Origin of the sequence: Algoriphagus terrigena DSM 22685, from assembly GCF_000429445.1 — a bacterium.
Taxonomy (GTDB): domain Bacteria; phylum Bacteroidota; class Bacteroidia; order Cytophagales; family Cyclobacteriaceae; genus Algoriphagus; species Algoriphagus terrigena.
In genome coordinates, this window is sequence record NZ_AUBW01000005.1 from 241,555 (window position 1) to 263,402 (window position 21,848).

The 21,848-nt window shown below is 50.0% G+C and carries 21 protein-coding genes; 15 read left to right on the forward strand and 6 right to left on the reverse strand.

All coding sequences use genetic code 11. The features are described from left to right. Positions 1–109: 109 nt before the first annotated feature. Positions 110–1,141, reverse strand: coding sequence for a Holliday junction branch migration DNA helicase RuvB (gene ruvB, locus G459_RS0105285; RefSeq protein ID WP_026966702.1), 1,032 nt, complete (start codon positions 1,139–1,141; stop codon positions 110–112). Positions 1,142–1,248: 107 nt separating this feature from the next. Between ruvB and G459_RS0105290 the strand changes: the two genes are divergently transcribed. From G459_RS0105290 to acs, 5 genes are all read left to right on the forward strand, one after another. After that, on the forward strand, positions 1,249–2,310 hold the full coding sequence (locus G459_RS0105290; protein WP_026966703.1) for an FAD:protein FMN transferase: 1,062 nt from the start codon (positions 1,249–1,251) through the stop codon (positions 2,308–2,310). 96 nt (positions 2,311–2,406) lie between these two features. Beyond that, positions 2,407–3,159 carry a ZIP family metal transporter gene (locus tag G459_RS0105295; RefSeq protein WP_026966704.1) on the forward strand — a complete coding sequence of 251 codons (753 nt, stop codon included), beginning with the start codon at positions 2,407–2,409 and terminating at the stop codon, positions 3,157–3,159. 348 nt (positions 3,160–3,507) lie between these two features. Beyond that, on the forward strand, positions 3,508–3,771 hold the full coding sequence (locus tag G459_RS0105305; protein ID WP_026966705.1) for a DUF4212 domain-containing protein: 264 nt from the start codon (positions 3,508–3,510) through the stop codon (positions 3,769–3,771). 8 nt (positions 3,772–3,779) lie between these two features. Further along, entirely contained in the window at positions 3,780–5,465 is a 1,686-nt protein-coding gene (locus tag G459_RS0105310) for a sodium:solute symporter family protein (RefSeq protein ID WP_026966706.1), read from the forward strand. 31 nt (positions 5,466–5,496) lie between these two features. After that, entirely contained in the window at positions 5,497–7,389 is a 1,893-nt protein-coding gene (gene acs, locus G459_RS0105315) for an acetate--CoA ligase (protein WP_026966707.1), read from the forward strand. A gap of 73 nt (positions 7,390–7,462) precedes the next feature. Here acs and G459_RS30140 read toward each other — a convergent pair whose 3' ends face one another. Beyond that, the gene (locus tag G459_RS30140) at positions 7,463–7,636 is read right to left on the reverse strand and encodes a hypothetical protein (protein ID WP_169724999.1); all 174 of its coding nucleotides are present in this window, start codon (positions 7,634–7,636) and stop codon (positions 7,463–7,465) included. Between the two features lie 96 nt (positions 7,637–7,732). On the opposite strand from G459_RS30140, the gene G459_RS0105325 reads away from it, so the two are divergent. From G459_RS0105325 to G459_RS0105345, 5 genes are all read left to right on the forward strand, one after another. Further along, the gene (locus G459_RS0105325) at positions 7,733–9,679 is read left to right on the forward strand and encodes a DUF294 nucleotidyltransferase-like domain-containing protein (protein WP_026966708.1); all 1,947 of its coding nucleotides are present in this window, start codon (positions 7,733–7,735) and stop codon (positions 9,677–9,679) included. Further along, positions 9,676–10,353 (forward strand): 3'-5' exonuclease, encoded by a 678-nt coding sequence (locus tag G459_RS0105330; RefSeq protein WP_026966709.1) that lies wholly within the window; start codon positions 9,676–9,678, stop codon positions 10,351–10,353. Before G459_RS0105325 ends, G459_RS0105330 begins: the two co-directional genes overlap by 4 nt. Positions 10,354–10,450: 97 nt before the next feature. Then, complete coding sequence (locus G459_RS28850; RefSeq protein WP_026966710.1) at positions 10,451–11,395, forward strand: LGFP repeat-containing protein; 945 nt, start codon at positions 10,451–10,453, stop codon at positions 11,393–11,395. A gap of 10 nt (positions 11,396–11,405) precedes the next feature. Then, the gene (locus tag G459_RS0105340) at positions 11,406–11,690 is read left to right on the forward strand and encodes a matrixin family metalloprotease (protein WP_026966711.1); all 285 of its coding nucleotides are present in this window, start codon (positions 11,406–11,408) and stop codon (positions 11,688–11,690) included. A gap of 12 nt (positions 11,691–11,702) precedes the next feature. Continuing rightward, the gene (locus G459_RS0105345) at positions 11,703–12,191 is read left to right on the forward strand and encodes a HEAT repeat domain-containing protein (protein ID WP_026966712.1); all 489 of its coding nucleotides are present in this window, start codon (positions 11,703–11,705) and stop codon (positions 12,189–12,191) included. A gap of 134 nt (positions 12,192–12,325) precedes the next feature. Here G459_RS0105345 and G459_RS0105350 read toward each other — a convergent pair whose 3' ends face one another. After that, a complete protein-coding gene (locus G459_RS0105350; protein WP_026966713.1) occupies positions 12,326–13,726 on the reverse strand; it encodes a DUF4403 family protein in 1,401 nt (466 codons plus the stop codon). A gap of 239 nt (positions 13,727–13,965) precedes the next feature. Here G459_RS0105350 and ytxJ point away from each other — a divergent pair, with 239 nt between their 5' ends. Then, positions 13,966–14,301 carry a bacillithiol system redox-active protein YtxJ gene (gene ytxJ, locus G459_RS0105355; protein ID WP_026966714.1) on the forward strand — a complete coding sequence of 112 codons (336 nt, stop codon included), beginning with the start codon at positions 13,966–13,968 and terminating at the stop codon, positions 14,299–14,301. A 127-nt stretch (positions 14,302–14,428) separates the two neighbouring features. Further along, positions 14,429–17,338 (forward strand): TonB-dependent receptor, encoded by a 2,910-nt coding sequence (locus G459_RS0105360; RefSeq protein ID WP_026966715.1) that lies wholly within the window; start codon positions 14,429–14,431, stop codon positions 17,336–17,338. A gap of 118 nt (positions 17,339–17,456) precedes the next feature. Here G459_RS0105360 and G459_RS0105365 read toward each other — a convergent pair whose 3' ends face one another. Continuing rightward, complete coding sequence (locus G459_RS0105365) at positions 17,457–18,017, reverse strand: fasciclin domain-containing protein (RefSeq protein ID WP_084454345.1); 561 nt, start codon at positions 18,015–18,017, stop codon at positions 17,457–17,459. 183 nt (positions 18,018–18,200) lie between these two features. Here G459_RS0105365 and pheS point away from each other — a divergent pair, with 183 nt between their 5' ends. From pheS to G459_RS0105380, 3 genes are all read left to right on the forward strand, one after another. Then, positions 18,201–19,229 (forward strand): phenylalanine--tRNA ligase subunit alpha, encoded by a 1,029-nt coding sequence (gene pheS, locus G459_RS0105370; RefSeq protein WP_026966717.1) that lies wholly within the window; start codon positions 18,201–18,203, stop codon positions 19,227–19,229. Between the two features lie 173 nt (positions 19,230–19,402). Next, positions 19,403–19,621: a hypothetical protein gene (locus G459_RS0105375; RefSeq protein WP_026966718.1), complete on the forward strand. Its 219-nt coding sequence runs from the start codon at positions 19,403–19,405 to the stop codon at positions 19,619–19,621. Then, on the forward strand, positions 19,611–19,937 hold the full coding sequence (locus tag G459_RS0105380; protein ID WP_026966719.1) for a type II toxin-antitoxin system RelE/ParE family toxin: 327 nt from the start codon (positions 19,611–19,613) through the stop codon (positions 19,935–19,937). Before G459_RS0105375 ends, G459_RS0105380 begins: the two co-directional genes overlap by 11 nt. A gap of 15 nt (positions 19,938–19,952) precedes the next feature. On the opposite strand, the gene G459_RS0105385 is transcribed toward G459_RS0105380, so the two are convergent. Then, positions 19,953–20,831 (reverse strand): SMP-30/gluconolactonase/LRE family protein, encoded by an 879-nt coding sequence (locus G459_RS0105385; RefSeq protein WP_026966720.1) that lies wholly within the window; start codon positions 20,829–20,831, stop codon positions 19,953–19,955. Between the two features lie 128 nt (positions 20,832–20,959). After that, positions 20,960–21,847 carry a sugar phosphate isomerase/epimerase family protein gene (locus G459_RS0105390; protein WP_026966721.1) on the reverse strand — a complete coding sequence of 296 codons (888 nt, stop codon included), beginning with the start codon at positions 21,845–21,847 and terminating at the stop codon, positions 20,960–20,962. Position 21,848 lies beyond the last annotated feature (1 nt).

A 21,848-nucleotide genomic window follows, 5' to 3' on the forward strand; every position in this document is an offset into this window, starting at 1 on the left:
TGGCAGTCTTTCAAGCTAAAAACGGACTCACTGACCAGAGGGTGTCAGAAAATCGGCCATCAGTTGAAAACAAGAAAAGCGGCCCGTTGGCCGCTTTTTTATGATTTTATCAAAGATCAAACAACGTCCCACTCGCTCCGGTAGGTTTGATCTTGAGATGGGTGTATGCCAACTCTGTCGCCATTCGACCTCTGGAAGTTCGCTTCAGGTACCCTTCCTGAATCAGGAAAGGTTCATAGACTTCCTCGATCGTCTCCGCTTCTTCGCTGCAAGCTGTGGCAATGGTACTGAGTCCAACAGGTCCGCCCTTGAACTTCTCAATGATGGTGAGCAGGATACGGTTGTCCATCTCATCCAAGCCATTTTCGTCGACATCCAGCGCATTGAGTGCAATCTTTGCGATCTCAAGCGTGATGGTCCCGTTGCCTTTCACTTCGGCAAAATCCCGGGTTCGGCGCAGGAGCATGTTCGCGATTCTCGGCGTACCGCGACTTCTTCTGGCTATTTCGTAGGCTGCTATCTCATCAATCGGCGTCTGCAAAATCCCAGCAGAGCGGATCACGATGTCTGTCAATAGCTTCGCGTCGTAGTACTCCAACCGCGAGTTGATCCCAAATCGGGCACGAAGTGGAGAGGTCAGCAATCCGGATCGGGTCGTCGCGCCAATCAGCGTAAATGGGCTGAGCGAGATCTGCACCGAGCGGGCGTTTGGCCCAGAGTCCAGCATGATGTCGATGCGAAAGTCCTCCATCGCAGAATAGAGATATTCCTCCACGATCGGATTGAGTCTGTGGATTTCGTCTATAAAAAGCACATCGCCTTCTTCTAGATTGGTCAGCAAACCCGCCAAGTCAGAGGGCTTGTCCAAGACGGGCCCTGAGGTAATCTTGATCCCGGCACGCAGTTCGTTGGCGATGATATTGCTCAGCGTCGTCTTTCCCAGACCTGGAGGGCCATGCAAAAGCACATGATCCAGCGGTTCGTTTCGCTTCTTGGCAGCATAGACAAAGACCTTGAGGTTTTCGATAATCTTGGCCTGTCCCGTAAAATCCTCAAAACTCAAGGGTCGCAACGCCCGCTCAAATTCTTTGTCTTTTGGGGTCAGCTGCTCTTCGTCTCCTCTCAGATAATCTTCTCTCATGGCGTGTGGGGTACGCGCAAATATAAACAAAACCGCATGCGGAGAACTTGCCGATCTTGTCCTCCCTGACAAAAAATGACCTAAATTTGCCTGAAAATTAGCGCCTCATGAATCCCAACGCCCGGAAGAACATCATCTATTCACTTGTACTCTTTGCATTGGTATTGCTGGTATATGCGTGGCGGACCCGTGAGGGCAAATCTGCCGCCGATTTGGAGGCGCAATCTCAACCGGGAAAAGTCCACTTCTTTGGCAACACACTCGATGCAGAGTATCGAATCACCTATCTCGATCAGGAAAACAGGGTTTTCAAGTCTTCCATTGATTCGCTTTTCAATGCTTTTAGCCTGAGCATCTCTACGTCCGAACCCACCTCCGAGATCAATCGGTTAAACCTCCGCGACACGCTGACATCCCCGTCTGAGACATTAGTACAAATGCTCCTGGAAGCAAATCGAACTTACGACCTCAGCAACGGCGCGCTAGACCCAAGCCAAAAGCCGATCGAAGATGTGTGGACTTTCTCTCCCTCCGGAGCGCGACTGCTGGACAGCACAGACATCAGGTCGATCCTCCCTTATGTGGGATTGAAAAAAATAAGTGTGACCGACACGCTGATACGGAAGTCGACTACGGGCATCTTCCTCGATTTCTCCAGGTCGGCCAGAGGCTATGTGATGGATTTAATTGGAGCATTTTTGGAAGAAAAAGGCATCAAAAACTACCTCATCCAGATCGGCGGAGAGAACCTCGCAAAAGGCACCAATGAGCGGGAGGAACTCTGGAAGATCGGCGTACACCACTTGGCCGACAGCACGCAAGCGAAAGCAGATGGCATCATTGCGCTTCAGGATCAAGCCATCTCCACGGCCGGGAATTTCGAGGAGTTTTACACCAAGGACTCGCTTCGGATGTCCTACACTCTCGACCCGAGAACGGGTCTACCTGTCAGTCATGGACTACTCGGAGTGACCGTCGTCGGTCCCGATGCCAAAACTGCCGACGCGCTCTCTGACGCCTTGATGGTGATGGGTTGGCGCGAAGCAATCCGCCTTGATTCGGCTCGCTCCGATCTTGTAATGTTGCTGATCTACAATGAAAAAGGAGGAAAACCAGTCCAGTACATCAGCCCTGAGCTCAGCCGTGTTTTATCTTTCCCGGTAAAATAGCGCCGCTAAATGCAACATTATTGAATTTTCTTACCTTTGCCTGGGTTATCACCTAAACTGCTTTGTCGATCTACGGACAAAAGCCAACCGCTCGCTATGGGAATAAACTTTCTGGTTCTTTTTTTTACCGCGATGATTTGTGGGTCGCTGGTGTTTTTTGCGCCGACCTTCAAAGATCGATTTTTCAAACTGGTATTGGTTTTCGCAGGTTCCTACCTTTTTTCCATCACCATTCTGCACATTATCCCAGAGCTTTTTAACTCCGGCTACAGCAATTCCCGGATGGGACTTTACATCCTCTTGGGTTTCCTCTTGCAGCAGCTGCTGGAATTCTGGTCATCGGGGATCGAGCACGGCCACATCCACAAGCATCATTCTGAGACTTCCAAGGGCGTGATCACGCTGATGCTGGGCCTTTTCATCCACGCATTTCTCGAGGGTACGCTCCTGTCGCACGGAAGTGCGATGCCGGAGGAGTCGCTGATGTCCGGGCATTCGCACAGCGACAAGTCCGTGCTGCTTGGGATTATCATGCACAAAGGCCCTGCGGCGTTTGCACTTGCAGCGGTACTTTCTGCTTCGCTGAGCAAGAAATGGACAATTATCTTTCTGACGATTTTCGCTCTGGCTTCACCGCTGGGCATGTTTTCAAGTGCCTTTTTCATCAATCAGGGTGTCCTGTCCAATGAAGGCATCGGCCTACTCTACGGCTTGGTAACGGGTGGATTTTTGCACATCTCCACTACGATTTTTTTCGAAAGCAGCCCCCATCACACGTTTCAGCTGAACAAGCTTATCGTGACCTTCGTCGCTGCAGCGCTGGCAATGGCTTCGGAGTATTTCATATGATTATAATTTGTTTCTTAATGGCCATATAGCCTGTCCCGAATTTGATTCGAGAGAATGCTTCGAATAATCATTCTCCTGTTTGAGAAGTATTTTCATGGGCATTTCATATGATTTTCTCCTTTTCTGAAAAAATAGTGTATTCCGGAAAAGCCTATCGGATAATCGGGAATTTTTTGAAGAAATGGCAGGAAGTTTTTAAAAAAATTGGGTTTTCGAAGAAAAGAACTTGGATTCTGTTTCCAGATTCAAGTATTTCATTTTTGATTTGAAAAGCAGAAATTTCTTTGCCGGAATCGGCGTTTTAAATGCCTTTTCATTTGTTTTTTCTCTCCGAAACCCCAATTCTATATGCCCGAAACTCCGAACAAAATGTCTGTCTACTGGAAGAAAAATCTGCGGACACTGCTGATCTTACTGTCTGTTTGGTTTGTTGTCTCCTTTGGGTTTGGGATCATCTTGGTCGAGCCGCTCAACCAGTATCATGTAGGTGGATACCCACTTGGTTTTTGGTTTGCCCAGCAGGGCGCGATCTATTCGTTCATCCTGTTGATCTTTATCTATGTGATCCGAATGAATAGACTGGATCGGGAATTCGACGTTCACGAAGACTAACTATCGAGATGGATATACTTACCTGGACCTACTTGCTGGTCGGACTTTCTTTTGTCGTTTACATCGGAATCGCGATCTGGACCCGCGCAGGCTCTACGCAGGAGTTTTATGTGGCAGGCGGCGGCGTCTCTCCGTTGGCTAATGGCATGGCGACTGCCGCAGACTGGATGTCTGCAGCGTCGTTTATCTCCATGGCGGGGCTGATATCCTTTTCCGGATACGACGGCTCCGTCTACCTCATGGGCTGGACAGGAGGATATGTTTTGCTGGCGCTTCTGTTGGCTCCCTATCTTCGAAAGTTTGGCAAATTCACCGTCCCTGACTTCGTCGGAGACCGCTACTATTCTAACAAAGCCCGAGTCGTAGCCGTGATTTGTGCGCTCTTCATCTCTTTCACTTATGTCGCAGGTCAGATGCGAGGCGTGGGGATCGTCTTTTCCCGCTACCTCGAGATACCCATCGAATGGGGTGTAGTGATCGGGATGTGCATCGTCTTTTTCTATGCGGTTTTGGGCGGGATGAAAGGGATCACCTACACTCAGGTGGCGCAGTTTTGCGTGCTGATCTTTGCCTACATGGTCCCTGCGATCTTCATTTCCATGCAACTGACAGGCAATCCTGTTCCTCAACTTGGTCTTGGTGGCGATGTGGCAGACGGTACGCCACTCTTGGCAAAGCTTGACGGAGTGCTGGCTGATCTGGGTTTTGCAGAATATACTTCAGGGAGAAAAGGCATGGGAGACATGCTGATGATTACGCTCGCCTTGATGGTGGGCACGGCCGGATTGCCTCACGTGATTGTTCGTTTCTTCACGGTGCCAAGAGTGAAAGATGCCCGTCTTTCCGCAGGATATGCCTTGTTTTTCATCGCCATCTTATACACCACAGCTCCAGCGGTGGCGGCTTTCGGGATCTACAATGCGATCAACTCCACTTCGGAAAAGAACATCTCCGAACTGCCCACCTGGGTTCAAAACTGGCAAAAAACCAACCTCATCTCGGTGGATGATAAAAATGGAGACGGCAAGGTCCAGTACCTAGCCGATCCCGCGACCAATGAACTGTCAATCGATAAAGACATCATGGTATTGGCCGGACCGGAGATCGCCAACCTGCCCAACTGGGTGGTCGGACTGGTCGCTGCCGGTGCGATGGCTGCGGCGCTATCGACTGCCGCAGGCTTACTGTTGGTGATTTCCACCTCTGTCTCCCGGGATTTGGTCAAGACCTTCAACCCTGGAATTTCGGAGAAAAAAGAACTTCGCATCGCAAGACTTGCAGCTGCGGGCGCAGTTGTCTTTGCAGGATATTTTGGAGTGAATCCCCCGGGATTTGTCGCTGAGGTCGTCGCGTTTGCCTTCGGACTGGCCGCGGCATCCTTCTTTCCGGTGATTATTCTGGGAATATTTTCCACCCGGATCAACAAAGAAGGCGCCATAGCCGGTATGATCACTGGTCTGGTCTTCACCATCGGATACATCGTGTATTTCAAATTTGTCGATCCGACGATCAATACGCCGGACCATTGGTGGTTTGGGATTTCCCCCGAAGGAGTTGGATCTGTCGGAATGGGTTTGAATTTCGTGGTTTGCTACGTCGTTTCTAAATTTACCCCTGCACCACCCCAGCATGTCCAAGATCTGATTCAAAATATCCGGATTCCAAAAGGAGCGGGAGCGGCTCAAGATCATTAATTTTCAATACCCCCTATAACCATTACCTACAATGAGTGACCGATTACACACCCTCAGCGGGTACCTTCACGAATACCAAAAAAGTGTTGCACAGCCCGAGGAGTTTTGGGCGAGGATTGCGGATTCGTTTCACTGGAGAAAACGCTGGTCCAGCGTCCTGAAATGGAACTTTGAAAAGCCGGACGTCAAGTGGTTTGTCAATGCAAAATTGAATATTACCGAGAACATTTTCGAGCGATACTTATACACCATCGGGGACCGTCCTGCGATCATCTGGGAGCCCAACGAACCTACGGAACAGACGAGAACACTCACCTATCGTCAGCTGTTTGAGGAGGTTTGCCGATTTGCCAATGCATTGAAAAGCAAAGGAATCCAAAAGGGTGACCGCGTGATCATCTACATGCCGATGGTACCGGAAGCGGCCATCGCCATGCTGGCTTGCGCGAGAATCGGAGCCGTTCATTCAGTGGTTTTTGCAGGATTTTCCAGCTCTTCTCTCGCAGATCGTATCATTGACTGCGGCGCAAAAGCAATCCTGACTTCCGACGGCAACTATCGTGGAAACAAGAAAATCGGAATCAAAACTGTAGTGGACGAGGCCTTGGAAAAATCTTCCGTGGAAACTGTCATCGTCTACAGAAGAACCGGCCAAGAAACCAACATGGTGGATGGAAGGGATTTTTGGTGGCACGATGTCGTCAAAGAAGAATCTGAGATCAACGTCGCCGAGGAAATGGACAGCGAAGACATGCTGTATATCCTCTACACCTCCGGCTCCACCGGCAAGCCGAAAGGCGTGGTCCACACCATCGGCGGCTACATGGTCTACACCAAATACTCCTTCGACAATGTCTTTCAATATTCCCCCGGCGATGTGTATTGGTGCACTGCTGACGTGGGATGGGTCACCGGACATTCCTACATCGTTTATGGGCCACTTTTGGCCGGAGCCACCACCCTGATGTTTGAGGGAGTGCCAACTTATCCGACACCGGGCCGCTTTTGGGATGTAATCGAAAAGCACAAAGTCAATGTGTTCTACACCGCCCCCACGGCAATCCGCGCATTACAGGCTTTTGGCACGGATCCAATACAGGGAAAAGATCTAAGCTCGCTCAAGGTACTCGGATCTGTCGGCGAACCGATCAATGAGGAAGCTTGGCATTGGTATCATACCCATATCGGTCAGGGTCGCTGCCCGATTGTAGATACCTGGTGGCAGACCGAGACAGGCGGGATTATGATTTCACCGCTTGCCGGAATCACCCCCACCAAACCCGCCTACGCCACCCTGCCGCTACCGGGAGTGCAACTTTGCATCGTAGATCCGGAAGGAAACGAGCTTACCGGCAACTCGGTCGAAGGCAACCTTTGTATCAAATTCCCCTGGCCGTCCATGATCAGAACGACCTACGGAGATCATGAGCGATGCAAGCAGACCTACTTCTCCACCTACAAAAACATGTACTTCACCGGTGACGGTGTCAAGCGCGATCATGACGGATACTACCGAATTCTGGGCCGCGTCGATGACGTGATCAACGTCTCCGGCCACAGAATGGGAACCGCGGAAGTGGAAAACGCCATCAACGAACACCCTAAAGTCATCGAATCTGCCGTGGTGGGCTATCCTCACGAGGTCAAAGGTCAGGGCATCTACGCCTATGTGATCTGCGACATGACCAACCGCACCGAGGACAACCTGATCAACGAGATCAAGGATACGGTCTCCAAGATCATTGGCCCGATAGCGAAGCCTGATAAAATCCAGATCGTGCCTGGACTGCCAAAGACCCGCTCCGGCAAGATCATGCGCCGAATCCTGAGAAAAGTGGCAGAAGGAAACTTGGACGGAATGGGCGATACCAGCACGCTCCTCGATCCGGACGTGGTAGAGAAGATCATAGAAGGAAGAAAGTAGTCTGACGCTTGTAATAAGGCATGGCAACGCAAAGAAATCAGAGCCGGGTAAATCCGGCTCTTGTTCGTTGAATTCAATCTTTGGGAGCGGAGTCGTCCTCTCGCTCATCTATCTCGATCGAATTGACAATTGAATCCGGCGAGTCCATCTCCTGCTTGTAAAAGTTATGCACGCCAACCATAAAGGCTACGATCAGCGCCCAAAGAAGTCTGCGAAATGGCCTCAAAAATTTGAAAAGCACCTTCATTTACAATAGCTTGAGTCGGGGTTCTCTCAATTCTTAAGCCGAACTATTTCTTGCCATTCTGTCAGACATGATTCCCAGCAGCCCTCCTCTGTGCCAATGAGCAATGTAATCGTCAACCGAGTCGCCGAGTTTCTAAAGAGATTTCCGCCGTTTTCTTTTTTGGAGAAAGCGGATCTGGATCTCGTCGCCAAAGCCGTGGAAATTCAATACCTGGAAAAAGGCGAGACGCTTTTTCACCAGGGAGATGTCGCCAGACCCCACTTTTTCATCCTGAAAGAAGGCATCATCCATCTGGTCGAAAGCTCCTCCAAAGGCGACGAAATCCACGAAGTTTGCGACGAAGGAGACGTCTTTGGTGTCTTGGCTTTGCTGGGAAAAAGGCCCTATCTCCTGACTTCCAAAGTCGTCGAAAACTGCCTGATCTACGCGATTCCGGTAGCTATTTTTGAAAAAATCCTGGAGGAAAACAGCCGAGTAGCACTCTTCTTCGCAGCGGGATTCGCAGCTGGCCAAGTGGTCGTCCGGCAGGATCTTTCCGAAGGCCAAAGAGCAAGAGGGGCGTTCAAAAGTGCTTCCGGTGATCATTCGCTATTGATCTTTTCGGATCAGAGCCAAATCAACTTTTCCGAAAAAGTCCTAAAATGCGGCCCGGACACGACGATCCAGCACGCCGCCAAACTCATGGCCGATGCACAGGTGAGCAGCATTGTAATCTGCGACGAGAATGATTTCCCCCAGGGAATCCTGACGGATAAAGATCTGCGTAGCCGCGTTTTGGCGCCTGGAATATCCACCAAAAACCCCGTCTGGGCTGTCATGACCAGCCCGGTAATCACCCGGAAAAAGCAGGACGGATTTTCCAACCTGTATCTGACCATGATCCGTCATCGTCTTCACCATCTGGTGTTGACGGTCGATGGCAGTGAGCAAAGTCCGGTGGCCGGCATTCTCTCCGATCATGACGTATTCCTCTCTATGGGCAACAGTCCTGCTGTCCTGATCCATGGCTTGATGAATACACTTGAGGTCAGCGACATGCGAATCATCCGGGATCGGGCTGAGCAGATGCTTCTCTACTATCTGGAGAATGAAATTTCCATGGAATTTGTCGCCTCGGTGATGACCGAGATCAATGACGTCATCATCAGTCAAGCCTTGGAGATCGTGCAGCAAAAATTGCTGACTGACTATCCGGAGATGGCAAAAGTCCGGTTCTGCTTTCTGTCTATGGGAAGTGAGGGCCGGGAAGAGCAATTGCTCCGCACTGACTTGGACAACGCGATTCTCTATCAGGATGTCCCGGAAAAGCTCAAGGCAGAAGCCTCCGAATACTTCCAAAAACTAGGCGAGGGAATCGTCGAAGTGCTTCTGGCCTGCGGTTTCGATCCCTGCCCCGGCAAGATCATGGCCAGCAATCCGGAATGGGTTCAGCCGCTGAGCGTGTGGAAAAACTACTTTAGCGAGTGGATACTTCATCCGAGTCCCGAAGCGCTGATGAAAGTGTCGATATTCTTTGACTATCGGGCAGTCGTCGGCTCCAAAGCGCTGGCCGAGGAGCTCACCGAGCACATCTATCAGGAAATCGCCGAGAAGCAGATCTTTCTGAATTTCTTAGCTCAAAATGCGTTGAAAAATCCGCCTCCCCTTGGCTTTTTCAAAGACTTCGTGGTCGAGAAATCCGGCGAAAACAGGGATCAGTTTGACATCAAATCCAGAGCAATGCTTCCACTGACGGACCTGGCCCGACTCCTGGTTTTGAGCCACCGGATCGTAGGAATCAACAATACCTTCAAGCGGTTTGAAAAGCTTTCTGAACTGGAACCAGGCAATTCGGAGCTTTTCTCCCAAGCAGGAAAAGCCTACGAGATCCTGATGCGGATGCGCGCGCTGGAGGGATTGCAGACCCGCAGCAACGGCCGCTACATCCAACCCAAATCTCTTGGAAAACTCCAGCGGCAACTGTTGAAAAACGCCTTTTCCCCGATCTCTGAGCTTCAGGAGATCGTCAATATCCGATTTCAGCTAGACTATTTCCGACGATGAGCTGGTGGGAGTTTTGGAAGCCAAAGGCGGAGCGCCTGGATTTCATCCGTGATTTTCTTGAAATCAACGCGCAGCCCATTACCGGCATCAGATCCATTGATCAATTGAATTTCACCGTGATTGACACCGAAACTTCCGGCTTGGACCCTGCCAAGGATTCCATCTTGTCGTTTGGCGGAGTGAAAATTTTCGAGCGAAAGATCCAAATCCAATCTTCGGTAGAATGGTATCCGACCGCCAAAAACTCCGGCGGAAAAACCGCTCCGATTCACGGTCTGGTGGGGATTCAGGATCAAATTCCCCTGGAAGATTTTCTTAAAAAACTCCTTCCCTATCTCGCCAATTCAATCCTGGTGGGACATCATGTCGGCTTTGATCTGGAGCTGCTGGAAAAGGAACTGAAACCTTTTGGGATCGAGCGGCTGCCAAATGCCGTCCTCGACACAGGCAACTTGGCAATCCGACTGGAGCACGGACCCCACGCAGACCGAAGTAGAATCAACCTTGAGTCCTACAGCCTGGACGCACTTTGTGCCCGCTATGGAATCGAGACAGACGACCGACACACCGCAGCCGGAGATGCTTTCCTGACCGCCCAACTTCTATTGAAATTGTTGAAAAAATGCCATGCTAAGGGGATTCAGGATTTTAAAAACCTAATGAAAAACTACTAATCAAAATCCCGGTTTAATGATTTTCAGCAGGTTGATTTTCAGTTGCTTGTAATTAGATTTGATTAGCTTTTTTGTTTCACATTTTTAATCAAGTCCTATGTCAAAACTCAAAATTGACCCCAATCTGGTGAGGACGGACCTGAATCTGGAGTTGCTCAGAAATATTCAGGTCTTTCAGCATCCCATTACCCTGAAGTATCAGGCCCTGGGAGGTCCAGGCGGCTGGTTGGGCCCTAATACCACCGCGATCACCAAATGTCCGGATGGTGTTGGTTCGTTTCAGCATTATGCCAACGGATCGATCTATTACCATCCATCCACAGGCGCCCATGAGGTTCATGGGCTGATCAGAGCCCGCTGGCAGTCTTTGGGCTGGGAGCGCAGCTTTCTCGGGTATCCTCTGACCGACGAGTCTGTCTGCCCCGACGGCGTAGGCAGATACAATCATTTCCAGGGAGGAAGTATCTATTGGAGCCCATCAACCGGAGCTTGGGAAGTCCACGGTCTGATACGATCCAAATATTCCAGTCTTGGATGGGAAAAGAGTTTCTTGGGATATCCACTGACCAACGAAACCACCACTCCTGATGGAGTCGGGAGGTACAATCATTTCCAGGGTGGTAGCATCTATTGGACTCCCAGCACGGGAGCGCATGAGGTTCATGGCTTGATCCGACAGCACTGGGCATCTATCGGTTGGGAGAAAAGTGTGTTGGGATATCCGACCTCAGACGAACTTGAAGTATTCGGCGGTACGGGCAGGATCTCACATTTCCAACGGGGAAGCATCTATTGGTCTAGCACGGCGGGAGTTCGTGTACTCCGGGAGCGGGTGAGAGTTCATGTTAAAATCCTGGACAATCCTACCTCGTTTACATTGAATCAGCAATTCGCCGCAATGCAGGAAGTGTGGGCAGTTTCGGGCATCCGGGTAGACTGGGTGACCACGGAAAACCTCAGTCTTCCCACACTGACCGACGTGGATGTCGGAGGTTGTTTTTATGGGACAGACTACCGCCGAGCAAAATACGCTTTTCGGTAACCGGAATTTTATGGGCGGAAACGACCTCGTCGTGTACTACGTCAGAAGTACCGTCCCCGGCTACAATGGGTGCGCTGCCCATCCCGCCGGAAGGCCGGGTTGCGTAGTCGTCCGTTCGGCCAGCCGCTGGACGTTGGCGCACGAGTTTGGGCACGTACTGGGACTCAATCACGTCAGCAACAATGACCGGCTGATGACGGGACTCGGCACTTTTAACATCACGAATCCTCCCCCTGATCTCACTGCCGCTGAGTCCACGACGATGCGCAACTCGAATCTCAGTACTCCACTTTAAATCTCCACGATCATGGCACAAAAACGAACAACAGCCTCCGACGGCGAATTTAATCCAGATGAATTGCTGGCCTTTCTCCGACAGGATGAACTAGACTACCCTGCCGCTGCACTGAAATTTGGAGCTGCTGCTCTTCCATTTCTGAAAGAATTGATAGCGAGCGGTGATGAAAATCTAGCGATGAAAGCCGCCTATCTGGTAGGCTACATCGAAGGAGACGCGGCGGATCAAATCCTGGAGGAAGCAGCCGCTACGGGCTCGGTTCCGATTCGGGTTGCAGCAGCTTTTGGCGCCCAAAAGCGCAACTCTGCTGCAGCAGAAGCAATCCTCAAACGATCTCTGGAAGACAGCAGTCCTTCGGTGGTCAAGTTTGCACTACAGTCTGCGAAAGCCAGCAAGTTAGGAAGCGCGCTGAAGACCAAGATCGACCACATCTCCAAAAACTTCCTCGACGACAACATCAAGTCGGCAGCAAGCGATGTATTGAAAAAGTTGAAGTAGTCCGAAAGCTGAAAATTACTGGAAGCTGCCCAATGCAAGTTGGGCAGCTTTTTTTGTGTGGTGCGTCAGATCACTCACCGGGACGAATGGTTCCTGTCTCACTTTCACAAACGACCTGCCATTGACCGAAAAAGTTATTTCCAGGATATCTCCACCTTTCCGACGGCTTTCAGCTGAATCTCCAGCCCCGTCGCTGTCGGATAGAACCCGTCCGGATAGATCTCCAGGTCGACAATCTCGAGGTCGGCGTATGGAGTCTGGAGCGCGAGTCTCTCCCGGATTCCGCCCAAGCTTTCCTCCATGACATCTCCCATCGGAAATCTAAGTTTCTGGTTGAGCTGGCGGATGATCTTTCCTCTCTTCAGAGACGCGGCCATCTTCGCCTTGTTGCTGTCGCTTTCCAGGTAAAAACTGACCTTATCAAAGATCAGCACCTCCTCCACCGGATCAAAAGTAGGAAGACCGACCAGAAACAATTTCCCATCAATAGTCTGCCCGTTGGTCTGCTCTGCATGGAAATCCATCCAGATGCCGAGCTTCTCGCCATAGGCCTGAGACTTGAAATTTCCCGGTCGGAAAACGGTCGTTTTGTTGACCCGGATCGACTGGTTTTCGAAGTTTTCTTTCAAAAGTTGCTCAATCTCTGCGTAGCTCAGGCGAAGTGGAATGAGGATCTCGAGACCATTTTCCAGGCTGTTGTTTTCTGTGAGTTTTGGGAGTGGGAACGCCCGGCTCGGGGCAGCGTCGACGGGATGAATATTCACCTTGCCCGTTAGACCGAGATTGAGATTGTAGCCCTGTCCGGGAGTGAGATTTTCGGAAAGCTTGACATAATCCGGCTGGATCGAGAAAGCCATCTTCTTCCCTTCAAATTCCACAAAAACCGGCCTCCCCACTTGATTCCAAGCTTTATCGATGATCGGCTTCAGCCGAACCAGATCAGGCTTGGCGGTTAGATTTTTTGCAGCATAGTCCTGGATTTCGCTGCGGATCATCTGACTGAGGTCAAGCTCCATTCCCAGCACATTCAGCGCCATCTTGCCTCCCAAATCCAGCACTTCAAAGTCGGAAATCCCAAGGGACCAATTGGAGTTGATCTGGGGATCAAACACGACGACCGGTGCAAATGATTGGTTGAGGGGGATCTTGGACTGAAACAGGTTGCGGAGCCCCCCTGGCTTCAGCCCAACTTCGCCCTGGACGGTGATCGGCATAGTGACTTGCAGTCGTTGGTTGTCCAAGGCCTCCACTTTCACCATGCCATTTCGGGTAAAGTTCAAGTCACCAACCACACCATTTCCCATATCCAGGCCCTTGTCTTCGAACAGCACCGGCGGGACCCGTTGATTGACCAGATTTTCTAACGTCTGCACTGGGATCTGTACCGGTACATTCACTCTCGAATAGGCCGTGGGAACGGGACGAAGCGCAGGACTCAGCGTAGGATCCAGGCTTTTGCATGCGCTCAGCCCACAAAAAATCAAGAAAGTGAGTAGCACGAAATGAACAGGCCGGCTGTTGTCGGTTATTTTCATGTATTTACAATTGTTTTTCATTGGCCACATAGCCTGTCCCGTCCGCCGCGGCGGATCGGGAGAATCTGCCATCTTTGATTGTCACTTCTATGTATGTTACTTGAGTTGTGCTCGATTTCATAGTGGTAAATTCAAAGTCATCAGAAACTGGCAGTCAACACTTCTTTGCCAAAATTCCGTATAATCACAGGGGTTACTTCCCCCTGCAACAATTGCCCCAAAAGTAAACATTCAAGACAATGAACTGGAAAAAACTGACCGACTCGACCCAAATTGAAGAAATTAAGGAATTGAGCAATTCTAAGCCGGTTCTTATCTTCAAGCACAGCACCCGCTGCTCCGTGAGCAGTATGTCGCTAGACCGACTCCTGCGAAACTGGAAAACGGAAGATGACGAAAAAGTAGTGCCTTACTTTTTGGATTTAATTGCATTCAGAAATCTATCCGATCAGATCGAAGTCACATTCGGAGTGGCACACGAGTCTCCGCAGGTATTGATCATCCGAAACGGCAAGGCGATCTACGACAACAGTCACTTTGGGATTTCCTACCCGGAGATCATGGCTCAGCTTTAAATCATTTCAAAAATTTAAAAGATTTTCCAACCATTTATCCCCATTAATTCCCACTCTAATTTTTTGGGGAGTGGGGATTAAACCAATGTAGTTTTCTCTCGGTCAAAGGCTCGAACTTTGTATCGATATGAAAAAAATCTATCTTTTTGCCGTCCTGATTTGCGGCCTTCTGCTCGGAGGTTCTGCCTTTGGACAACGTCCGGGAGACCCTGACCGCCCAGAGCGGAAATTTACCGGAACGGTCACTGACGGAGTGTCAAAGCTGCCCATGATCGGAGCCAACGTCCTGATCAAGACGGTGAACGATTCACTGCTCCGCGGCACCGTAACCGGCGCCAATGGCGAGTTTGAACTTGCAAGACCTTCCATTCCAGAAGTCAAACTGGAGATCTCATTCCTAGGCTATAAAACCATTACTAAGATTCACAGCTTCAGAGATCCTGTGGAGCTTGGAGAGCTGATTATCTTAGAAGACACCAAAGTCCTTGGCGAGGTGGTCATCGAAGGCCAGTCGGTGGTCGGTGAGCAGAAAGGTGACACGACCTCATTCAATGCGAATGCCTTCAAAACCCAAACCAACGCACAAGCCGAAGACCTGATCCGGAAGATGCCTGGGATGACCATGCAAAACGGTCAGCTGCAGGCTCAGGGAGAGCAAGTGCAAAAAATCCTGGTTGACGGTCGGGAGTTCTTTGGGAGTGATCCCAGCATCGCTTTGAAAAACCTTCCAGCAGACGCCATCGACCGCGTGGAAGTACTGGATCAGCGATCGGATCAAAGCCGCTTGACTGGCTTTGACGACGGCAGCTATACCAAAACAATCAACATCATCCTGAGAGAAGACCGTAAGAACGGCTCCTTCGGAAGGGCTTATGGAGGGTATGGAACAGACGAACGCTATTCGGCGGGTGGAAGTGTGAACATGTTCAAAGGTGATCAGCGGTTTTCCGTGTTGGGACTATTTAACAACATCAACCAGCAAAACTTCGCCAGTCAAGACCTAGCTGGCGTATCTGCAAACTCATCCGGCGGCGGCGCTGGCGGTGGAAGAGGACCTGGTGGACCCGGCGGCGGCGGCGGCGGCGGCGGTGGCGGTGGAGGCGGCCAATGGGGCGGTGGAGGAAACAATTTCTACGTCGGAAACACGGGTGGAATTGTGACAACGAATGCGCTGGGACTGAACTATTCCGACAAATGGGGAAAGAAGGTCAACTTCACCGGCAGCTACTTCTTCAACAATACGACCAATACACTTCAGCAAACCACCAACAGAGAAACTGTAGTAAACGAAGACCTGAGACAATACTATCAGGAAAGTCTGGTCAACACGGTGGACAATAACAACCACCGGGCAAATGCCAGGATCGAGGCAGATCTGAATGAGAAAAACTCCATCATTCTGACTCCAAACCTTTCTTTTCAGGCCAATAAGACGTTCAGCGATCGGGATGCGTTGACCATGGCAAGCACTGGGGATTCGCTCTCGGCTCTGAGGTCGATCACGAATGCAGAAACCCAGGCATTTAGCATTTCCAACAATTTCACCTACCGCTATAAGTTTGAGAAGAAAGGAAGAACGCTCTCCACAGATATTTACACCGCATGGAACAACCGGGATCAAAACTCAGATCTCCTTGCCGCTAGCCGGGATTTCAACAGAAATATCATCGACACCACCCTCCAGGAGACAGACGCATTGAATGACGGCTTCAACTACCGGATCAATGCTACGTTGACCGAGCCTATGGGAGAAAAAGCCATCGGTACCTTGGGCTATCAGATCGGCAACAACAAGACAACAGCAGACCAAAAGACCTACATTCTGGACGATGAGCGAAGAGCCGTGCTGGACACCGCGTTGTCCAATGAATTTGACAATAAGTTCATCACGCAACGACTCCGATCCGGCTACGCGTACAATACCGGAGGGTATAGCATCAATCTAAACCTGGACTACCAATATGCCACGCTGGACAACGAGGCGTTCTTTCCAACGGAGGGAGTTTTCAAAAGGAGTTTCAGCAATATCCTTCCAAGCGCAAACCTCAACTACCGTAACCGCGAGACAGGATTCAGCTGGAGATTCCGCTACCGGACTGATACGGATGAACCCAGCGTATCTGAGCTACAGAATGTGGTCAACAACCAGAATCCGCTGAACATGAGCGTGGGAAATCCGAACCTTGCACAAAGCTTCAACCACAACATCTTTGCAAACATCAGCAAGGTCAATCTGGAAAAATCACGCACGCTGTTCATGTTCATGAACTACTCTGCGACCAACAATTACATCGGAAACAACACCTTCATCACCGCTCAGGACACCTTGATCAACGGAGAAATCCTGTTGCGCTCGGGAGGACAAATCTCCCAGCCTGTCAACTTGGAAGGAAACTGGCGAAGCAGCTTCTTCCTCACCTATGGCGCTCCGATCAAAAAGATCAAAACACAGTTCAATACCAACACCCGGGTAAGCTTCAACCGGACTCCAGGGGTCATCAACGGCGACAGAAATATCAACGACAACCTCGCGCTCGGACAAGGCTTCACCTTCAGCTCCAACATCAGTAAAAACGTCGACTTCTCGATCCAGACTACCGGAACTTACAACATCGTCAACTCCAGTCTCCAGGAGGATCTGGACAACAACTACTACCAGCAGGAATCCAACATTCGACTATATTTGTCCTCCCAAAACGGAAAAGTCTTCATTGGAAACAACGTAGGCCACACCCTCTATAAAGGGCTTTCAGAGGGTTTTGACCAGAACTTCTGGTTGTGGAACATCGAAGGTGGCTATCGCTTTGCCAAAAACAACAAGGCCGAATTGAAGGTCGTCATCTTCGATTTGCTGAACCAAAACAATAGCATCAGCCGAACCATCTCCGACGTGTCGGTGACCGACACGTACACCAACGTATTGACCCGTTACGGTTTGCTGACCTTCACCTACATCATCGGCAACTTCAAGCAGCCGGAAGCTCAGCCACAGCAGCCATGGCAACAGGGAAGACCTCAAGGTGGAAGGACTTGGTAAATGAGAAAAGAGGCAAGCTTCGACTAAGCTCATTGCTAGGACTTGAGATTTAAAAGCAAAAAAACCCGACTGGACGAATCCAGCCGGGTTTTCTATTTCTCACAGGGTCTATTTTGATTTACATCTTAGGAAGTACCACGGTGTCTACAGAATGAATCACCCCGTTTGACTGCCACACATCCGCGATGGTAACTTTAGACTGTCCACCGTTTTCGTCTGTGATGTAGAGATCTTTGCCTTTCATCCAAGCTGTGAGCGTACCGCCTTGTACGGTTGTCAAGGTTGCCTTGCCGTCGCCCTTTTTGATCGCAGCTGCGATTTCTTTGGAGCCCATTTTACCAGCTACTACGTGGTAAGTCAAGACAGCTGTCAACTGGCCTTTGTTTTCAGGCTTCAAAAGCGTCTCAACCGTTCCGGCTGGAAGTTTTGCAAAAGCTGCATTGTCAGGAGCGAAGACGGTGAAAGGTCCTTTTCCCTGAAGTGTCTCCACCAATCCGGCCGCTTTTACAGCTGCTACCAAGGTCGTGTGATCGGCTGAGTTCACGGCATTTTCTACGATGTTTTTGGAAGGATACATCGGTGCACCGCCCACTTCGACGGTCTTTTCCATCTGCGCATAAGCCAGGTTAGCTGACAAAAATACAAAGGCTGCGAAAGCCAGTTTCATTAGATTGTTCATGGTTTTGTTTGTTTTAGAAGTTTCGATTTTTATTTGAAAGCACTTACGACCGGATATTTTAGATTGGATTGAGTGGGGAGAAAAAAAGTTTCAGCGAATTGGCTTTGAACGGAGTACTTGATCAGAGACTTTGCCCAAAAAACCCTAAAACCCTTAGCTTTGCAGCTTGATAAAATTCAAGTCATGAGTCAGGAAAGAATCGAGGCGATCAAAGCCGCCATTGCTGCCGCAGATGCAAGTACCCCGGATGAACTGGAAGCCTACCGCATGGAGTACATCTCCAAGAAGAGTGTGGTCGGCGAACTGTTTGCCGCGATGGGCAAGATCCCGAATGAGGAGAAAAAAGCCTATGGACTGGTCGTCAACAGCGTCAAGCAGCTGGCTGAGGAAAAATTCCAAACCCTGATCGAAAAGGTAAATTCGGCTAACAAAAAGTCGAAGACTGCTGACATCGACCTGACTTTGCCGCCTTCTAATTATTCGCTGGGAGGTATTCATCCGTTGACCGCCACGCGTCAGCGCATCATCGAGATCTTTGAGCGCATCGGCTTCAACCTGTCCGAAGGACCGGAAATCGAAGACGACTGGCATAACTTCACCGCGCTAAACTTCCCTGAAAATCATCCTGCGCGTGAGATGCAGGACACTTTTTTCATTGAGAAAAATCCGGATATCGCACTCCGCACCCATACCTCATCGGTGCAGGTACGGGTGATGGAAAACCAAAAACCTCCGATCCGTACGCTATCTCCAGGACGGGTTTATCGAAACGAAGCAATCTCCGCCCGGGCGCATTGCATCTTTCATCAGGTCGAAGGCTTGTATGTGGACGAAAACGTGGGTTTTGCGGACCTGAAAAATACGCTTTATCATTTCGCCAAGGAGATGTTCGGTAAGGAGACCAAGGTGCGGTTTCGCCCTTCCTTCTTCCCCTTTACCGAGCCGAGTGCGGAGATCGACATCTCCTGTCTGATTTGCGGCGGCAAAGGCTGCAACGTCTGCAAAGGCAGCGGCTGGGTAGAGATCGGCGGCTCCGGCATGGTCGATCCGAATGTGCTGGAAAACTGCGGGATTGATTCCAAAAAATACACTGGCTTCGCCTTCGGAATGGGTATCGAGCGCATCGCCATGCTGAAATATCAAATCAAAGACTTACGCTTATTTACCGAAAATGACGTGAGGTTCCTCCGGCAGTTTAGGCCGATGTTGTAGCATTGAGGCTGGCTTTAGAGTCAGCCTTTTTATTTGCAAGAAACTTTGGACTCATCCTAGATTATGTCAGCCAAAGAAGTTCAATATCATGTGTGTTTTCGAAAGAAAGAATAGCGGATTTTGAACCACGAGCGCCATTCTTCCCGTTAGGAAAAATATTATAACTTACCTGTATGAAAATCACATTGGAAATAAAGGACACCAAAGCATCTGCTTTCTTGAATTTTATCAAAAGTCTGGATTTCATTCAAATCAAGACGCAAGAGGAATTGGATGAACCAACAAAAGAAGAGATCCTCGAAAATATTGCTGCTGGCCTTCATGAAGTCAAAGAACATGAAGCTGGAAATCTGAAGCTGAAAAGTGCCAGAGAGTTTTTGGATGAGCTATAAAGTCCTCTCTACCGCTACTTTTCAAAAGGATACAAAGCGGCTTCTAAAAAAGTATCCTTCCCTCAAATCCGATCTCCTGCTTCTTGTCCAATCGTTGGAAACTCAACCCATACAGGGGATCCCACTCGGAAATAATCTATACAAAATCCGCCTTTCGATCTCCTCCACGGGAAAGGGCAAATCTGGAGGAGCAAGGGTAATCTCCCTCGTAAAAGTGATTCGAGAGGAAGTTTTTTTGGTTACGATTTATACCAAGTCAGAAAGAAGTTCTATTTCAAAGGACGATCTCGAGCGGATGCTTTCAGATCTCCCTTGATTTTTGAAGTTCTGGTTACACTCCCGCCACATTACTCCGGCACCCCGGCACATTCACTTTCACCAAAAACACGTCACCGCTTTGCGGATATTGCTTCAACTGTTCAGGAGAAAGATTTTCCTGCGCGGTGGTGATCAGCAAGTAGTCCAGGTTTTCTCCCCCAAAGCAACAGGAAGTGACATGAGGCACGGGAAGGATAATCCTATCGAGAAGCTCGCCAGTCTGTGGATTCCAGCTAAAAACCCCGGATCCTCCGTAATGTCCCACCCAAAGCATCCCTTCCTGATCAATGCACATTCCGTCGGGAGAGCCGAGTTTCTCAGGTACCTCCGCGGCAACTCTCCGATAGCGGATCTCTCCCGAGTCCAAGTCAAAATCAAACTCCCGGATCTGCCGCGTGGGCGTATCGATAAAGTAAAACGTCTTTTGGTCTTCCGTCCAGGCCATGCCGTTGGAGATGGTCAAGTCGGCAAGCATTTTTGCCGGGACTAAATCCGGTCCAATTCTATACAACGAACCGGCTCCTTCGGTAAAAAGTGTACTCAGCGTTCCAATCCAGATCCTTCCTTTTGCATCGACTTTTCCATCGTTGAAGCGATGCAGCGGCAAATTCTCCTCCACTTCGCAGAGCCATTCCAGTTCGCCCGTATCCAGATCAAATCGCGCTAGCTTCCGGTCCAAACCGAGAATCAACTTCCTCTCTTGCCCTTCCAACACCACGGCCAATCGGTGTGGAAAATGCCGGGTCCGGGTCACATTCGTAGCAAGATGGTGTTCAAAAAGATTTCCCTTTTCGATGTCTACCCAAAAGAAACTTCCCCGCTCGGCATGCCAAAGCGGCCCTTCTCCGAGGAAGCATTGGGAGGGGATAGTTGTAAAGTCAGTAGATAGCAAGGCGGTAAAGTTTTTCTGTCAACGGTCCACAGTCCATGGACCACAGCTGTTTGGTTTATAAATTCATGAGTACAAATCTCACCGATTTCTCTCTTTGCGGTCGACTGTCGACAGTGGACTGTTGACGATTAGTCCTGCCAATACTGCGCGATCTTTTTCTTGAGAAAAGCCACACTTCTCGCCAGCTGATCCATACCGTCCACGCCGTCTTCAATGCTGATCCAGTTGTCAAAACCGACTCTTTTCAGCTCCGTAAAGATGGCATCGTAGTCGTTCATTCCTTTGCCGATTTCCCCATGGGCCAGGCGCTTGGCATAGCCGACAGCTCCGCCTTCTTCCTTTCGCAGATCCTCGATCGTACCAGACTTCAGGTAACGGTCGCTGGCGTGCATGGTCACGACGCGCTCAGAGACATCATACAACAAATCCAATGGATCTTCGCCTGCCAAGAAGGTATTGCTCGGATCATAGTTCACTCCGAAGTTAGGGTGGTGAATACTGCCTACCAATTTGGTGAAGATGGCCCGCTTCTGAGCGAACTCGGGATATTCCCAGAAGTCGTCCTTATAATGGTTTTCGATGATCAGGGTAATTCCCAACGACTGGGCATAAGGCAGACATTCCTCGATGCAGTCCTTTGCCAACTTGATTCCTTCGTCAATGGCGAGCTCGGGACGATACTGACCTGAGAGCACACGGCAGTATTTTCCACCCAACACGTCGGTCATCTCGATCCAGCGTTTTTGCTTCTGGATCTCTTTTTCACGGAAAGCCTTGTCCCGATGGGTAAAGTCCGGCGAGCAGCACATCATCGGAATGACCATTCCTTCGTCCGCTACCATCCTCCGGAACCCCGGCCAGTTTTTCTCGTTTTCCATCTCCAAAAATCCGGCGTACCATTCCAGTCCGTCGATCTGCAGAGGAGCTGCCAGCTTCACCCATTCGGCGATTTTCATGGTTCCATCCTTGCAAAGTGCCTGCATAAAGGCCTTGGGAAATGCTGCTAATTTTGGCATT

What these genes read in the sequence shown, in the direction of transcription:
- G459_RS0105350 (WP_026966713.1), bottom strand. Translation starts at nt 13,726, where the DNA reads ATGAAAATAACCGACAACAGCCGGCCTGTTCATTTCGTGCTACTCACT.
- ruvB (WP_026966702.1), bottom strand. Translation starts at nt 1,141, where the DNA reads ATGAGAGAAGATTATCTGAGAGGAGACGAAGAGCAGCTGACCCCAAAA.
- G459_RS0105305 (WP_026966705.1), top strand. Translation starts at nt 3,508, where the DNA reads ATGCCCGAAACTCCGAACAAAATGTCTGTCTACTGGAAGAAAAATCTG.
- ytxJ (WP_026966714.1), top strand. Translation starts at nt 13,966, where the DNA reads ATGAACTGGAAAAAACTGACCGACTCGACCCAAATTGAAGAAATTAAG.
- G459_RS0105310 (WP_026966706.1), top strand. Translation starts at nt 3,780, where the DNA reads ATGGATATACTTACCTGGACCTACTTGCTGGTCGGACTTTCTTTTGTC.
- G459_RS0105295 (WP_026966704.1), top strand. Translation starts at nt 2,407, where the DNA reads ATGGGAATAAACTTTCTGGTTCTTTTTTTTACCGCGATGATTTGTGGG.
- G459_RS0105365 (WP_084454345.1), bottom strand. Translation starts at nt 18,017, where the DNA reads ATGAACAATCTAATGAAACTGGCTTTCGCAGCCTTTGTATTTTTGTCA.
- G459_RS0105390 (WP_026966721.1), bottom strand. Translation starts at nt 21,847, where the DNA reads ATGCCAAAATTAGCAGCATTTCCCAAGGCCTTTATGCAGGCACTTTGC.
- G459_RS28850 (WP_026966710.1), top strand. Translation starts at nt 10,451, where the DNA reads ATGTCAAAACTCAAAATTGACCCCAATCTGGTGAGGACGGACCTGAAT.
- G459_RS0105340 (WP_026966711.1), top strand. Translation starts at nt 11,406, where the DNA reads ATGGGCGGAAACGACCTCGTCGTGTACTACGTCAGAAGTACCGTCCCC.
- G459_RS0105325 (WP_026966708.1), top strand. Translation starts at nt 7,733, where the DNA reads ATGAGCAATGTAATCGTCAACCGAGTCGCCGAGTTTCTAAAGAGATTT.
- G459_RS0105345 (WP_026966712.1), top strand. Translation starts at nt 11,703, where the DNA reads ATGGCACAAAAACGAACAACAGCCTCCGACGGCGAATTTAATCCAGAT.
- G459_RS0105290 (WP_026966703.1), top strand. Translation starts at nt 1,249, where the DNA reads ATGAATCCCAACGCCCGGAAGAACATCATCTATTCACTTGTACTCTTT.
- G459_RS0105380 (WP_026966719.1), top strand. Translation starts at nt 19,611, where the DNA reads ATGAGCTATAAAGTCCTCTCTACCGCTACTTTTCAAAAGGATACAAAG.
- G459_RS0105330 (WP_026966709.1), top strand. Translation starts at nt 9,676, where the DNA reads ATGAGCTGGTGGGAGTTTTGGAAGCCAAAGGCGGAGCGCCTGGATTTC.
- pheS (WP_026966717.1), top strand. Translation starts at nt 18,201, where the DNA reads ATGAGTCAGGAAAGAATCGAGGCGATCAAAGCCGCCATTGCTGCCGCA.
- G459_RS0105375 (WP_026966718.1), top strand. Translation starts at nt 19,403, where the DNA reads ATGAAAATCACATTGGAAATAAAGGACACCAAAGCATCTGCTTTCTTG.
- acs (WP_026966707.1), top strand. Translation starts at nt 5,497, where the DNA reads ATGAGTGACCGATTACACACCCTCAGCGGGTACCTTCACGAATACCAA.
- G459_RS0105360 (WP_026966715.1), top strand. Translation starts at nt 14,429, where the DNA reads ATGAAAAAAATCTATCTTTTTGCCGTCCTGATTTGCGGCCTTCTGCTC.
- G459_RS30140 (WP_169724999.1), bottom strand. Translation starts at nt 7,636, where the DNA reads ATGAAGGTGCTTTTCAAATTTTTGAGGCCATTTCGCAGACTTCTTTGG.